This is a genomic window from Mesorhizobium sp. RCC_202 (assembly GCF_041355295.1).
GTDB lineage: Bacteria > Pseudomonadota > Alphaproteobacteria > Rhizobiales > Rhizobiaceae > Mesorhizobium.
In genome coordinates, this window is record NZ_JBFUPO010000004.1 from 43829 (window position 1) to 58333 (window position 14505).

Annotated in this window: 11 protein-coding genes; 1 reads left to right on the forward strand and 10 read right to left on the reverse strand. The window is 64.5% G+C overall.

What is annotated here, in order from left to right:
• Nucleotides 1-27: 27 nt before the first annotated feature.
• On the reverse strand, nt 28-774 hold the full coding sequence (locus tag AB6802_RS10460) for an SDR family NAD(P)-dependent oxidoreductase (protein WP_371010022.1): 747 nt from the start codon (nt 772-774) through the stop codon (nt 28-30).
• Nucleotides 775-974: 200 nt separating this feature from the next.
• On the opposite strand from AB6802_RS10460, the gene AB6802_RS10465 reads away from it, so the two are divergent.
• The gene (locus AB6802_RS10465) at nt 975-2471 is read left to right on the forward strand and encodes an aldehyde dehydrogenase (RefSeq protein WP_371010023.1); all 1497 of its coding nucleotides are present in this window, start codon (nt 975-977) and stop codon (nt 2469-2471) included.
• Nucleotides 2472-2496: 25 nt separating this feature from the next.
• Here AB6802_RS10465 and AB6802_RS10470 read toward each other — a convergent pair whose 3' ends face one another.
• The 9 genes from AB6802_RS10470 to AB6802_RS10510 all read right to left on the reverse strand — a co-directional run bounded on the left by AB6802_RS10470 (nt 2497) and on the right by AB6802_RS10510 (nt 14484).
• A complete protein-coding gene (locus tag AB6802_RS10470) occupies nt 2497-3309 on the reverse strand; it encodes an NAD-dependent epimerase/dehydratase family protein (protein ID WP_371010024.1) in 813 nt (270 codons plus the stop codon).
• A gap of 3 nt (nt 3310-3312) precedes the next feature.
• The gene (locus tag AB6802_RS10475) at nt 3313-4515 is read right to left on the reverse strand and encodes a pyridoxal phosphate-dependent aminotransferase (RefSeq protein ID WP_371010025.1); all 1203 of its coding nucleotides are present in this window, start codon (nt 4513-4515) and stop codon (nt 3313-3315) included.
• Entirely contained in the window at nt 4512-6131 is a 1620-nt protein-coding gene (locus AB6802_RS10480; RefSeq protein ID WP_371010026.1) for a hydantoinase B/oxoprolinase family protein, read from the reverse strand. The genes AB6802_RS10475 and AB6802_RS10480 overlap by 4 nt, the downstream gene beginning before the upstream one ends.
• A complete protein-coding gene (locus tag AB6802_RS10485) occupies nt 6128-8224 on the reverse strand; it encodes a hydantoinase/oxoprolinase family protein (protein WP_371010027.1) in 2097 nt (698 codons plus the stop codon). The genes AB6802_RS10480 and AB6802_RS10485 overlap by 4 nt, the downstream gene beginning before the upstream one ends.
• The gene (locus tag AB6802_RS10490; RefSeq protein WP_371010028.1) at nt 8221-9891 is read right to left on the reverse strand and encodes a thiamine pyrophosphate-dependent enzyme; all 1671 of its coding nucleotides are present in this window, start codon (nt 9889-9891) and stop codon (nt 8221-8223) included. Before AB6802_RS10490 ends, AB6802_RS10485 begins: the two co-directional genes overlap by 4 nt.
• 98 nt (nt 9892-9989) lie before the next feature.
• Entirely contained in the window at nt 9990-11414 is a 1425-nt protein-coding gene (locus AB6802_RS10495; RefSeq protein ID WP_371010029.1) for an FAD-binding oxidoreductase, read from the reverse strand.
• A 52-nt stretch (nt 11415-11466) separates the two neighbouring features.
• Nucleotides 11467-12231, reverse strand: a complete 765-nt coding sequence (locus tag AB6802_RS10500) for an amino acid ABC transporter ATP-binding protein (RefSeq protein ID WP_371010030.1) — start codon at nt 12229-12231, stop codon at nt 11467-11469.
• Nucleotides 12232-12240: 9 nt separating this feature from the next.
• Nucleotides 12241-13317: an amino acid ABC transporter permease gene (locus AB6802_RS10505; protein ID WP_371010031.1), complete on the reverse strand. Its 1077-nt coding sequence runs from the start codon at nt 13315-13317 to the stop codon at nt 12241-12243.
• 3 nt (nt 13318-13320) lie between these two features.
• Nucleotides 13321-14484 (reverse strand): ABC transporter permease subunit, encoded by a 1164-nt coding sequence (locus AB6802_RS10510; protein WP_371010032.1) that lies wholly within the window; start codon nt 14482-14484, stop codon nt 13321-13323.
• Nucleotides 14485-14505: the final 21 nt, after the last annotated feature.

Below are 14505 nucleotides of genomic sequence, written 5' to 3' on the forward strand. Positions count from 1 at the left end.
CGTCGCCGCGCGCCAGGTCGTCCCTTTTCAGTAAGTGGCCCGCCCGCCCGACAGGTCGAAAACCGAGGCGGTGGTGAAGCTGTTTTCCTTCGAGACCAGCCAGGCGACCATGTTGGCGGCCTCGTCGACCTCCAGGAAGCGGGCGCGGGGGATCTTCGACAGCATGTAGTCGATATGCTCCTGTTTCAACTGGTCGAAAATGCGCGTGCGCGCCGCTGCCGGCGTGATGGCGTTGACGGCGATGTCGTAGCCGGCCAGTTCCTTGCCCAGCGACTTGGTCATGCCAATCACCGCCGCCTTCGACGCGGAGTAGGCCGATGCGTTCGGATTGCCTTCCTTGCCGGCGATCGAGGCGATGTTGACGATGCGGCCATAGCCGCGCGCCTTCATCCCCGGCACGACCGCGCGGTTGACGTAGAAGGCGCCATTCAAGTTGATGTCGATGACGCGTTTCCAATCCTCGACCGGATAGGTGTCCAGCGTATGGTTCGGTCCGGCGATACCGGCCGAGTTGACCAGGATCGAAATCGGTCCGCTTTGCGTCTCGGTCTCTGCCGTCGCGTCGATCACCGCCTGGACGTCGGTGATGTCGACGGTGACGGATTTTGCCGCGGCGCCGAGGTCAGCGGTGGCCTTTCGCAATTCAGCGGCGTCGAGGTCCCAGAGCGAAACTTTTGCGCCGGAGGCCACGATGCGCCTGGCGATGGCAAGGCCGAGACCCTGAGCGCCGCCGGTGACGACGGCCGTTTGGCCGGTGAGGTCGATCTGGTTCATCCTGCCGATCCTGTCATGCCCGATATCATGGAATACAACCAATGCCGCGAGCCATAGGCCAAACCGCCAAAGCGCGTGTTCCATCTGCCATGGAGTGCCGTCGACGAACATCGATTTATTGGTAGGTCCTTTTATCTTGCTTGTTTGAGGGCGCCCGCTGCGGGAGTAATAGTTTGCTCGGAATTCGTGAGGAGGAAGAGATGACGCTGAACTTCGACCCGAGGGCGAAGGCCACGACGCTTTACCACGGCGAATTCCGGCCGATGTTGATCGGCGGCAAGTGGGTCGCGGCGCAGTCCGGCCAGGTGATGCAGGCGTTCAACCCGGCGACGGGCGAGGTGTTGGCCACGGTGCCGCGCGGGGGTGCTGCCGACATCGATGCGGCGGTGGCCGCCGCGCGCGCGGCCTTCGAAGGGCCGTGGTCGAAATTCTCGCCCTATGAACGTCAATGCGTGCTGCTCAGGATCGCCGATCTGTTCGAGACGCATTGGGAAGAGCTCAGCGTTTCCGACACGCTCGACATGGGCCTGCCGATCACGCGCACGCTGGCCAACCGCCGCCGCGTCATCGGCATGCTGCGCTTTTATGCCGGCATGGCGACGGCGCTGCATGGCGAGACGATCGACAACTCCATTCCCGGCGAAATCGTGTCGTTCACAAGGCGCGAGCCGGTCGGCGTCGTCGGCGCAATCATTCCCTGGAATGCGCCGACCGCAGCCTCGATCTGGAAGATCGCGCCGGCTTTGGCCACTGGCTGCACCATCGTGCTGAAGCCTTCGGAGGATGCGTCGCTGACGCCGCTGCTGATCGCCCGGCTGATGCAGGAAGCCGGCGTGCCCGATGGCGTGGTCAACATCGTCAGCGGAACGGGCGCCGAAGCCGGCGCGCGGCTCGCCGAACATCCCGACGTCAACAAGATCGTCTTCACCGGTTCGACGCTGACTGGGCAAGCGATCGCGCGGGCTGGGGTGACAAACCTCAAGCGCGTTTCGCTGGAACTCGGCGGCAAGTCGCCGATCATCGTCTGCCGCGACGCCGACATCGACAAGGCTGTTCCGGTCGCGGCGATGGCGGTGTTCGTGCATTCGGGCCAGATCTGCATTGCCGGCTCGCGGCTGTTCGTGGCGCGCGAAATCCATGACGAATTCGTGCGCCGCGTCGCCGCGTTCGCCGGTAAACTGCGCATCGGCCACGGCATCGAGGCGGAAACCGAAATCGGGCCGCTGATCAATGCCAGGCAGGCGGGCAAGGTCGAGGGTTACATCAAGGCTGGCAGCGACGAGGGCGCCGAACTGGTCGCCGGGGGATCGCGGCTCACGGGTGCGCTTTATGATGGCGGCAACTTCATCGCGCCGACCGTCTTCGGTTCGGTGTCGGACAAGATGACCATCGCGCGCGAGGAGATTTTCGGGCCGGTGATTTCCGCCATGCCGTTCGACACGCTCGACGAAGCGGTGGCGCGCGCCAATGCAACGCCCTATGGGTTGGCGGCCGGCATCTTCACCACGCATCTGGGCACCGCGCATAAGCTTGCACGCCGCATCAAGGCCGGCTCGGTCTGGGTCAACATGTACCATGCCATCGACCCGGCGGTGCCGTTCGGTGGCATGAAGATGTCCGGCTACGGCCGCGAGGGCGGCGTCGAGCATTTGCATGAATATCTGGACACGAAAGCGATCTGGATCCAGACCGACTGACGGGTGTGCAAGCCGCCGGCTTACCTCATGCGGGCTTGTCATCCGGGTGGCCGAGTTCGCAGAACCAGCCGCCGAGATATTTTACCGAGGGTTTTTTCGGATCGGGAACGGGCGTCTTGGCCTCGACCGCGGCGCGGAACGGCTCGGCGCTATCTTGCGGGGTGAACCCCAGATGGTCCGCGCCGCTGTTGTCGACCATCTTCAGCTTGTTGTCCGAAATGCCGAAGGAGATCGTGTGGCCGACGCGCGGCGCGGTGAGCGAGGCCTCGACCAGGCGCACGCAGTCGGCGAAGGACAGGTAGGACCACAGCATCCGGCGGTCGGCGGGTTCGGGGAAGGACGAGAAGATGCGCAGGCACGCCGTCTCGATGCCGAACTTGTCCCAATAGAGCCGGCTGAGACTCTCGACAAAATTCTTCGAGACACCGTAGAGGCTGTCGGGGCGCACCGGCGCGTCGACGCCGATATGCGCCTCGACCTCATGGTAGCCGATGGCATGCACGGAGGAGGCGTAGACGACGCGCTTCACGCCGTGTTTCCGGGCGCCTTCGTAGATGTGGTAGGAGCCGCGTATGCTGGAATCGAGGATCGTCTGCCACTCGCATTCGAGCGGCGCGCCACCGAAATGCACGATCGCGTCGCAGTCTTTGGTCGCCGCGATCGTCGCTTCCATGTCGGCGAGATCGAAGACCGCTTGTTCCTCGTGCGGGGCAAGATCGCCGAACGGTTCGCGCCCGGCCAGCCGGATCGTCCTGGCGAGCGGCGCCAGCCCCTTGCGCAACTGCGAGCCGAGGCGGCCGGCGGCGCCGGTGATCAGGATACGTTCGTAGTGCGGCATTCTCTACTCCACTTGCGCGACGGCGGCGTTGATGCGCGCGATCGCCTCGGTCAGCACCTCTTCGCTGGTCGCGGTCGAGATACGAAAATAGGGTGACAGTCCATAGGCCACACCCGGCACGGATGCCACGCGGCCTTCGGTGAGAAGATAGTTTGCGACCGCCGTATCATCCTCCAGCACGACACCCCCGGGCGTCTTGCGACCGATCAGGCTGGCGCAGCCGATGTAGGCGTAGAAGGCGCCGTCCGGCGGCGACAGTGTCAGGCCGTCGATCTTTCGAATGCCTTCGACAACGAGGTCGCGGCGCGCCTCGAAGGCCTGCCGGAAGCGCGCCACTTCATCCTGCGGACCGTTGAGCGCGGCCACCGTCGCTGCCTGTGCGATCGAGCAGACGGAGGTGCAGGACTGGCTCTGGATGGTCGACATCGCCTTCACCAACGGCGCCGGCCCGGCCGCATAGCCGACGCGCCAGCCGGTCATCGCATAGGATTTCGAGACGCCGTTGACGATCAGCGTGCGATCCTTGAGCTCGGGGCAGGCCTTGCCGAAGGAAACAAATTGGCGGCCATCGAAAAGAATGTGTTCGTAGATCTCGTCGGAGAGGATGAGCACTTGCGGGTGCTTCGCGAGAACCGCGCCCAGCGCCTTGAGATCGGCCTCGGAGTACACCGCGCCGGACGGATTGCCCGGCATGTTGAGAAACAGCCACTTCGTCTTCGGCGTGATCGTCTTTTCCAGCAAGGCGGGCGTCAGCCGGAAGCCCGATGTCTCCGGGCATTCGACGGTGACGGGGGTGCCGCCGAGCAGCTTCACCATTTCCGGATAAGAGACGAAATAGGGCGCCGGCAGGATTGCCTCGTCGCCCGTCTCCAGCGTGGCCATCAGCGCGTTGAAGATGATCTGCTTGGCGCCGTTGGCCACGACGATGTCGTCGGCCGTGTAGTCCAGTCCATTCTCGCGCCGGAACTTGCCGGCAATGGCTTGGCGCACCTCGGCCGTGCCGGCGGCACCCGTGTACAGCGTCTGTCCCGCCTTCGCCGCGCCATGGGCGGCTTCGATGATGTGGCTGGGCGTCGGAAAGTCCGGTTCGCCCAGGCCGAGATCGATCACGTCGACGCCCTTGGCGCGCAGCGCCTTGGCGGCCTGCGAGGCCGCCATCGAAGCCGAAGGCTTCACCGCCGACAGGCGCGAGGCGATGTAGCTCATTTGCCGTTCTCCGAAATATATTGCCTGGATAGGTCGTTCGCCCGCGCCTCGGCGCTGCGTTTGGCCGGATCGCCATAGCCGCCGCCGCCCGGCAGTTCAAGGATCAGCCGACGTCCAGCCGGAACATGCTGCCAGCCCTTGGGCCGCATCTTCGTGCCGTCGTCCAGCTTGACCACGCCGGCAACACCAGGCTCGCCGCCATTGCGTCCGTGAGCAGGGTGGTTGACGCGGTCGAACATCGCCGAGAAGTCGAACTCGTGGCCTTCGATCGCCTCGATCTCGATCACCTGTCCGAGGCCGCCACGGAACTCGCCGTCGCCGCCGGAGTCCGGCCGCAGCTCCTTGCGCCAGATGACGATCGGCCCGGTATGCTCGGTCGCCTCGATCGGCATGGTGTGCACGCCGGAGGGGAAGGCCGTCGCAGACAGGCCGTCGAGTCCGGGGCGTGCGCCCATGCCGCCGGAATTGAACATCAGCACTTCAGCGCGGCGGCCCGGACCGCCCGCGGCCGGACGCACCGAAATGTGGATGTTCCACAGCGCGCCGGCACCTTCGGCGAGGATCCTGCCGGGCAGTGCTTGAGCGATCGCGCCCAGCACGAGGTCGGGAACCATGTGGCCGAAGATGTGCCTGAGCGCCACCGGCGCCGGCCGCACGGCGTTGAGGATGTTGACCGGCGACGTCACGGTGAAGAAGGCGAGCGAGGCGGCATTGTTCGGGATATCCGGCGCCACCACGCATTTCAGCGCGTAACAGGCATAGGCCTTGCTGTAGATGATAGGGCAGTTGATGCCCCACCGGCTCATCGGATCGGTGCCGGTGAAATCGACCTCGACATGGTCGTCGCGGACCGACACCTTGGCCGCCAACTTCACCGGCGCGTCGTAGCCGTCGGTGACCAGTTCGTTCGACCAGCTGCCCTTGGGAAGCGCCTTGATGCGCTCCAGCATGGCGTCGCGTGTGCGCGAAAAGATGAAGTCGCCGAGCCCGTCGAGAGACGCCAGGCCGATCTCCTTCATCATGTCGACGAGGCGGCGATGGCCGACCTCGTTGCAGGCGGCGAGCGAATAGAAATCGCCAACGACCTGGTTCGGCTCACGAACATTGGCGCGCAGGATGCGGACGAGGTCGAGATTGACCTTGCCCTTTTCCGCGAATTGCATGATCGGGATCTGGATGCCTTCCTCATAGACCGATTTGGCGTCGGCGCCGAAGCCGCGCCCGCCGATATCGACGACATGCGCCGTGCAGGCAAAGAAGGCCACCAATTCGCCGTTGAGGAAGGACGGCGAAACCATGGTGATGTCGTGCAGATGCCCTGTGCCCAGCCAGGGATCATTGGTGACATAGGTGTCTCCCTCGAACATGGTGTCGCGCGGGATCTCGTTCATGAAATGCAGGACGGCCTCGGCCATGGTGTTGACGTGGCCGGGCGTTCCGGTCACCGCTTGCGCCAGCATCTGGCCGCGCGGATCGAAGACGCCGGCCGAGAGGTCGCCGGACTCGCGCACAGAGGTCGAGAAGGCGGTGCGCAGCAAAGTGAGCGCCTGTTCCTCGACCACCGAGATCAAGCGGTTCCACATCACCTGCATGCGGATGTCACTGATGTCGCTCATGCCTGGCTGCCTTTGCGGATCAGGAGGATGGCGCCGTCGCTCTGGATAACGGCGTCGAAGCTGGTGGTGACGACAGTGGACGTCTCGTGCTCGACGATGACCGCCGGCCCCGCCACACGGTCGCCGGCGCAGAGCGTGTCGCGCTCAACGATGCCGTAATCGCGCGGCGCGCCGCTGACCGGATCGAACACCGCGCGTATCGTCGTAGGCTCGCTCGTCTTCCTGCCGGTGATGAGTTCGTGCCTGGCGACATCAGGCCGGATATCGGTCGCCTTGACCGACCAGGTGACGATCTCGATCTCCAGCCCGTCGAGACCTTCGATGGCGCGGCCGAAGAAGCGCTGGTAGTTCGCTTCGAACATGTCCTTGAGCTTCGTCGCTGCATCGTCCCCGAACGGCTCGGCCGCCAGAGGAACAGGGATTTCCCAACCCTGGCCGGCATAGCGCATGAAGGCGGTGATTTCGCAGGTGATGCTGCCGCTGGCGCCGCTGCGCACGAAGCTTTCGGCTGAGGCCTTGAGATCGGCGAGCAAGGCGTTGACCTCGACCGGCTTGAAACGTGACAGGCGCGTCAGCTTCGAGGCCAGCGCCTCGTAGCCGAACGGCGCCTTGAGGAAGCCGATCGCAGAGCCGACGCCGGCGCCTTTCGGGACGATGCACTGGTCTATGCCGAGCTTCTCGCACAGCCTTGCCGCGTGAAGCGGGGCAGCACCGCCAAAGGCGATCATCAGATTGTCGGAGATGTTCTTGCCGTTCTCGACGGCGTGGACGCGGGCGGCGTTGGCCATGTTCTCGTCCACCACCTCGCAGATGCCGAAGGCAGTCGACATGGCATCGAGCGACAGGCGCTCGCCGACCTCGCCAAGGATCGCCCGCTCGGACGCCGATGTGTCGAGGCGGATCGCGCCACCGGCGAAATTGTCGGGATCGAGCTTGCCGAGCACCAAATCGGCGTCGGTGATCGCCGGACGCTTGCCGCCGCGGCCATAGCAGGCCGGGCCCGGTTCGGAGCCGGCGCTCTCCGGCCCGGTCTGGATGCGGCCCATGGCATCGACCCAGGCGATGGAGCCGCCGCCGGCGCCGATCTCGATCATCTCGATCACCGGGATCGAAATCGGCATGCCCGAGCCTTTCGAGAAACGATAGGTGCGGGCCACCTCGAAGGTTCGCGCGGTGCGCGGCGCAAAATCCTCGATCAGGCAGATCTTGGCGGTGGTGCCGCCCATGTCGTAGGAGACGACCTTTTCCAGGCCGAAGCGCCTGGCGATGTCGGCGGCGAAGATGGCGCCGCCGGCCGGGCCGGACTCGACCAGGCGCACCGGGAACTCGGAAGCCGTCTCCACCGAGATCAACCCGCCACCCGAATGGATCATGAAGACCGGGCACTCGGCGCCCATGTCCTTCAACCGGGTCTGGAAGCGGACGAGATAGTCAGCCATCTGCGGTCGCACATAGGCGTTGGCGCAGACCGTGTTGAAGCGCTCGAACTCGCGCATCTGCGGCGAGACTTCGGCACTGATCGAAATCGGGATGCTAAGCTTGCGGGAAAGGATTTCGCGCGCACGGCGCTCATGCGCTGGATTGGCATAGGCGTGGATGAACCCGATCGCCACCGAGCCGAAGCCGCCGGCCGCGATCTGGCTTGCGATTTCCTTCAAGGCCGCTTCGTCGAGCGGCTGCAATTCCTGGCCCTCGGCGCCGATGCGGCCCTTGACCGTGAAGCGGTGCTCGCGCGGGATCAGCGGCGTCGGCAACTGCAGGTTCAGATCGTATTGTTCGAAACGGTTTTCGGTCCGCATCTCGATCACGTCGCGAAAGCCTTCGTTCGTGATCAGCGCGGTCTTGGCGCCGCGCCGTTCGATCAGCGCGTTGGTGGCGAGCGTCGTGCCATGGATGATGATGCCGATCTCGGCCGCCGAAATGCCGGCATCGCGGATGACGATGGCGATGCCGTCGAGGATCGCCTGCTCGGGCGCAGCATAGTTGGTCAGCACCTTGATGGAGTACATCTCTCCCCTGACATCGAGGGCGATGTCGGTGAAGGTGCCGCCGATGTCCGCGCCGAGGCGGATGTCGTCAGTTCTGGAGGTCATGCCTTGGCCTTCTGGGAAGCGAGTGCGGCGTCGCGCATCTGGGAGAGGGTCTGTCGGGGCGTCAGCGCTTCGGGCGAGATGGCGATGTCGAGAACGGCGCCTGTCGTCGAGTTGAGCGCCCGGCCGAAGGCGGCGGCGAAATCCCCTGTCGTTTCGACCCGTTCGGCGTGGAAGCCATAGGCTTTCGCCAGCGCCACGAAGTCCGGATTCTCCAGCGAGGTTCCCGATACGCGCGCCGGATAGTGGCGCTCCTGATGCGCGCGGATGGTGCCGTAGATGCCGTTGTTGATGATCAGCACGATCGGCTGCGCGCCGGCCTGCATGGCGGTGCTGAGCTCCTGGCAGTTCATCTGGAAATCGCCGTCGCCGGCAAAGCAGACCACCGTGCGCTCCGGGAATGCGACCTTCGCCGCGACCGCCGCCGGCAGGCCATAGCCCATTGCGCCGGATTGCGGGGCAAGCAGCCGCGCCTGCGGCCCGAACTTGAAGAACTTGTTCGGCCATACCGTGAAATTGCCGGCGCCGTTGGTGAGGATGACATCGGCGGGCAGTGTGTCGCGCAACCACGCGCTGACCGCGACCATATCGACCGGGCCGGGCTGCACAGGCGCGGCGAACGTGCCTTCGTAGGCCTTGCGCGCCGCCGCGCGCCAGTCGGCCCAGGCGCCCTTGACCGGCGTCAGTGCCTTGGCGAAGGCGTTCGGGCCTGAATGGATGCCGATCGTCGGTACATAGATCTTGCCGATCTCGCGATCGGAGCCATGGACATGGATCAGCTTCTGGCGCGGCACGGGAACCGAGAGCAGCGTATAGCCGTCGGTCGTCATCTCGCCGAAGCGCACGTTGATGGCCAGGATCACGTCGGCATCGTGGATCAGCTTCTTGACATGCGCCACCATGCCGACGCCGGCCTCGCCGACGAAGGCGGGCGAATGATTGTCGAACTGGTCCTGGTAGCGGAAGGCCGCCACGACCGGGATGTCGGAGGTTTCGGCGAAAGCCTTTAGCGCCGTGCGCCCAGCCTCAGTCCAGTTGGCGCCGCCCATCAGCAGAACCGGCTTTTCCGCAGCCGCCAGCAGCATCAGCGCCGAAGCCATCGCATCCTGTGCCGGAGCGGCTTCGAAGATTGCGGCCGGCCCACTGAGCGGCGCAGCCTCGGTCAGGGTGGTCAACATGTCTTCCGGCAGCGCGACCACCACTGGGCCGGGCCGTCCGGTCAGGGCCGTGGTCCAGGCGCGCGCGACAATTTCGGGCAGACGGGCAACATCGTCGATCTCGACCGCCCATTTGGCGACCGTGCCGTAGACGGCCTGGTAGTCGATCTCCTGGAAAGCCTCACGCCCCTTCATGTCGGTGCCGACCTGGCCGACGAAGAGGATCATCGGCGAACTGTCCTGCATGGCCGTATGGACGCCGATGCTGGCATTGGTGACGCCCGGGCCGCGCGTCACGAAGCAGATGCCGGGAGAACCCGTCAGCTTGCCATAGGCGGAAGCCATGAAGGCCGCGCCGCCTTCGTTGCGGCAAAGCACATAGTCGAGCCTGCCATGGGTATCGTGCAGCGCGTCGAGAACAGCGAGATAGCTTTCGCCGGGAACGCCGAAGCTCTTGGTCGCGCCGAGAGCAATCAGGCACTCGACAAGAAGGTGACCGCCATTGCGGACCATGCTGCGATATCCTCACGATTGGCGGCAAGCGGATCGAGCCTGCCTTTCGAGTTTATACCTGCACTGTGGCGGACCCGGACGGAATCAAGAAATGCGGTCTATTCGAAAGTTTTTCTTTCTAATCGGGAGCGCACCAGAATGCCGGGGTTCATGATGCCCTCAGGATCGAGCGCGGCCTTCAGGCGCGCCATCAGATCGCGCTCCACCGGGCCGCGATTGCGATCCGCCATGGCGATCTTGGCGCGGCCCAATCCATGCTCGGCGGCGAAACTGCCGCCCATCTCCGTTGCCAGCGCCGACAATGCGTCAGCGAACGCGACGGCCTTGCCGCCAAAATCGGCGTGGCCTTCCGGCGGCGACAGATTGTAGTGGATGTTGCCGTCGCCGAGATGCCCGAACGGATTGATGCGCACGCCGGGCAGAATATCCTCGCAGACTTTCGCGCCCGCCTCGATGAAACGCGCGATCGCGCCCGGCGGCACCGAGATGTCGTGCTTGAGCTGTTCGCCTTCCAGCCGCTGCCCCTCCGGCTGCTCCTCGCGCAGCCGCCAGAACTGCGCCCGGTGCGCGCCCGATGTCGCCAGCGCACCGTCCAGAACCAGAGCTTGCTCCATCCCCCATTCGAGCGCCGAGTTCAGGATCTCGTCCAGCGGAACGCGGGTCGAGCCGGATGCCAGTTCGACAAGCAGATAGACGTCGCCTCGCACCCCCAGCTGATAGGTGAGGTCCGGCACATGCTTGAGGGCGAGCTGCAGGCCAAGATCGCTGAAGAATTCGACGCCAGCCAGGAACTCGCCTGCCTCGCCACGCAGGAAGGCGCCGAACGAAACGGCCGCGGCAAAGTCGGACATCACCAGCAGTGCGCTCGCCTGCTGGCGAGGCGTCGGATGGAGCCGCAGCACCGCGCGCGTCACGATGCCGAGCGTGCCTTCCGCGCCGCAGAACAGCTTTCGCAACTGATAGCCGGCATTGTCCTTCTGCACTGCCCGCATCCCATCCCAAATCGCGCCATCCGGCATCACGACTTCGAGGCCGAGGACCAGGTCTTGCATCATGCCATAACGGAACGCGTGACTGCCGCCGGCATTGGTGCCGATAAGGCCACCGATCCGTGCGCTGCCTTCCGCGCCGAGATGCAACGGAAACATCAGGCCATGCGGTTCCAGCGCCTCGTGCAGCGCGGCGAGCACAACGCCGGCCTCGACGACGATCGAGCCGCTGTCGCGATCCGGTTCGCCGATCGCGGCCATGCGCGACAGCGAGAGGATCACCGCGTTCGGCTGCTCCGCGACAGCGCCGCCGCAAAGCCCGGTGTTGCCACCTTGCGGCACGACCGCCAGCCCAAACTCCAGGCAGGTTTTGACAACGCCGGCCACTTCGGACGTGGTCGCTGGCCGTGCAACGCCCAATGGTGCGACGCCGTAGCGGTTGAGCCAATCGCGCTGGTAGGACGCGGCGTCGGCGCCTGAAAGCCAGCCTTTCGGTCCGAGAATTGCCTGCAATGCACTAACGGGATCAGCCATCGGGATACCTGAGGTGAGGGATAGCCGCGTATAGACAGGTGCGCTGCCCGGCTCAATGACCCAGCACCTGCGACAAGAATTGTCGGGTGCGCTCATTGCGGGACGCGGTGAAGAATTCCTCCGGCGGCGCCTCCTCGACGATCTCGCCCGCATCCATGAAGACCACCCGGTCGGCGACCTTGCGGGCAAAGCCCATTTCATGCGTGACGCAGATCATCGTCATGCCTTCGGAGGCAAGCGTGACCATCACGTCGAGTACTTCCGCGATCATCTCGGGGTCGAGCGCCGAGGTCGGTTCGTCGAACAGCATGATCTGCGGCTGCATGCAAAGAGCGCGTGCGATCGCCACCCGCTGCTGCTGGCCGCCGGAGAGCTGCCCGGGGAATTTCATCGCCTGCTCGGGGATGCGGACCTTGTCCAGGTAGCGCCGCGCGGTCGCCTCGGCCTCGGCGCGCGGCACCTTGCGCACGATCATCGGGGCGATCGTCAGATTCTCCAGCACGGTCATATGCGGGAAGAGATTGAAGTGCTGGAACACCATGCCGACTTCACGCCTGATGCCGTCGATGTTGGCGACATCGTCGTTGAGTTCGGTGCCGAGCACGGTGATCTTGCCGCCATTGTGCTGCTCAAGCCGGTTGATGCAGCGGATCATCGTCGATTTGCCCGAGCCTGATGGACCGCAGACAACGATCCTCTCGCCCCGCTCGACGGACAGGTTCACCTTCCTCAGCGCCTGGAATGTCCCATAGTTCTTGTCGACATTCTCGATGCGAAGAGCGGGGCCGCCGGACTTGCTCGAATCGCCTGAATTCACGTGCGCCTCCTATCGCTCGCCGACCGCCATGCGGCGCTCGAGGAAAGCGCCGTAGCGGGACAGGCTGAAGACGAAGATGAAGTAGATGAAGGCGATGAAGGCGTAGACTTCGACATAGGCGAAGCGCCATTCGCCGGTGCCGTAGGCAGCGTTGCCCGACGCCAGGATCTCGAAGAAGCCGACGATGACCACCAGCGAGGTTTCCTTGAAGGAAATGACGAACTGGTTGATCGTCGCCGGCAGCGCATTGCGCATCGCCTGCGGCAACACGATGCGGCCGATGCGCTGCCAGTAGCTCATACCGAGCGCCATGGCGGCCTCTTCCTGCCCGGCCGGAACGCCCTGCATACCGCCGCGCACGATCTCGGCCTGATAGGCCGAGAAGAACAAGGCCGATCCCAGGATCACCCGGTAGAGTTTGTCGCCCGCCATCCATTGCGGCAGCGCGAAGGGCAGGACGATAGCGAAGGTGAACAGGATCGAGATCAGCGGCAATGAACGGACCCCATCGATGATGAGACCGGTGGTTCGCGATATCCACGGCAGTTCGGAGCGGCGCATCAGCGCCAGGCAGATCGCCAACGGGAAGCCGATCAGGCAGGTGGTGACGAAGATGAAGAGGGTCAGCGCCAACCCGCCCCAGGCTTCCTCGCCGACATAGGGCAGACCGAGCAGGCCGCCTTTCATAAGCACGTAGAAGAGCCCTGTCCCGGCTCCCCAGACGATCGCGATCCGGCGTCCGGTCCAGAAGGCCGGAATGCAGCTCAGCACCGTCATCACCACGACGGTGAGGCAAGCCAGCGCCGAGCGCCACTGCTCCTCGAAGGGATAGAGACCGAACAGGATGATCCGCCACCTTGCCGCGATGACCGACCAGCAGGCGCCCGCCGCCGCCTGGCAGGCTTCGGGTCCACCGGTAACGGTGAAGACGGCCGAGAACACAGCCCAGTTGAGCAGCTTCCAGGCGAGGAAGACCATGATCGCGAGCGAGATCAACGACAGCAGTGCTTGAAGCGGTGTCGCAAAGAAGCGCCGCTTCAAGTCCTCGAGCTTTCCCGGGGCAGGGGGAGCGACAACGACCTCCATCGTTCAACCCCTCAATTGATTGCCCTTGAGGGCAATCGCTTTGTTGATGCGGTTGAAGATGGCGGCGAGGCTGAGGTTGATGGCGAGGAAGCCGGCCATCAGGATACCGATCGCTTCCAGCGTCTGGCCGGAATGGTTGATGGCCAGCGCCACGATCATGAAGAAATCCGTGAAGCCGACAGCGATGCCCATCGTGGTTGCCTTCATCAGCCAGACATACTGGTTGGCGAGGATCGGCAGCATGGCGCGCAGCGCCAGCGGCAAACGCACTAGCGTGAAGACGCGCCACGGGCTGAGGCCCAGCGAGAGCGCCGCTTCCATCTGGCCCTTGCCGACAGACTTGAAGCCGCCGCGCACGATCTCGGCGATGTAGGAGCCGCCATAGATCGCAATGGCGATCGCCAGCGCGGAGAACTCCGGCGGAATGCGCAGGCCACCCCTGAGGTTCAGGCCTTGCAGGGCCGGGAAGTCGAGCAGCGGTGCGTCAGGCAAACGGCCGCTCATCAGGATGAGGACCGCGAAGACGAGCGCCACTGCCGCGCCGGCAAGCTGGATCGTGGATCGCTCGCCGACCGGTCGGCTGAGGCGCGACGTCCTGCCCAGCCAGACCGGAAGCGCTATCGCCGCGATCACGGCCAATATGGCGAGCGCCATGGCGACAGCGCCGACATTCGGGATGGGAATATAGAGGCCGCGGCTGGTGAGCAGAAATCCCCAGGCTTCATGCGCGGCGCGCGGTGTCGGCAAATGCGTGATCAGCGCGTACCAGAAGAAGACCTGCAGGATCAGCGGGATGTTACGGAAGATGTCGACATAGGTGCGGCCGAGCAGTTGCGCGAGTTCGTTGGAGGAAGTCCGCGCCAGGCCGACAATGGTTCCGACGATCGTCGCCAGGATCAGGCCGACGGTGCCCAGAAACAGCGTGTTGATGATGCCGATGAGGAAGAACCACCAATAGGGATCGTTGGCCGTGGCCGGCAGCAGCGAGAAATTCACGTCCCAGCCGGTCGACTTGTAGAGGAAGTCGAAGCCCGAACTGATTCCTTGCTCGGCCAGGTTCCGCCGCGCGATGACGACGCCTGCCAGCACAAGGGCTGCGAGCGAGCCGACATAGAGAAGCTGCAACAGCGCGTTGCGGACCTTCTGATTTCTCAGCAGGCTGATCATCAAGAGCTTTCCTGAATTGTC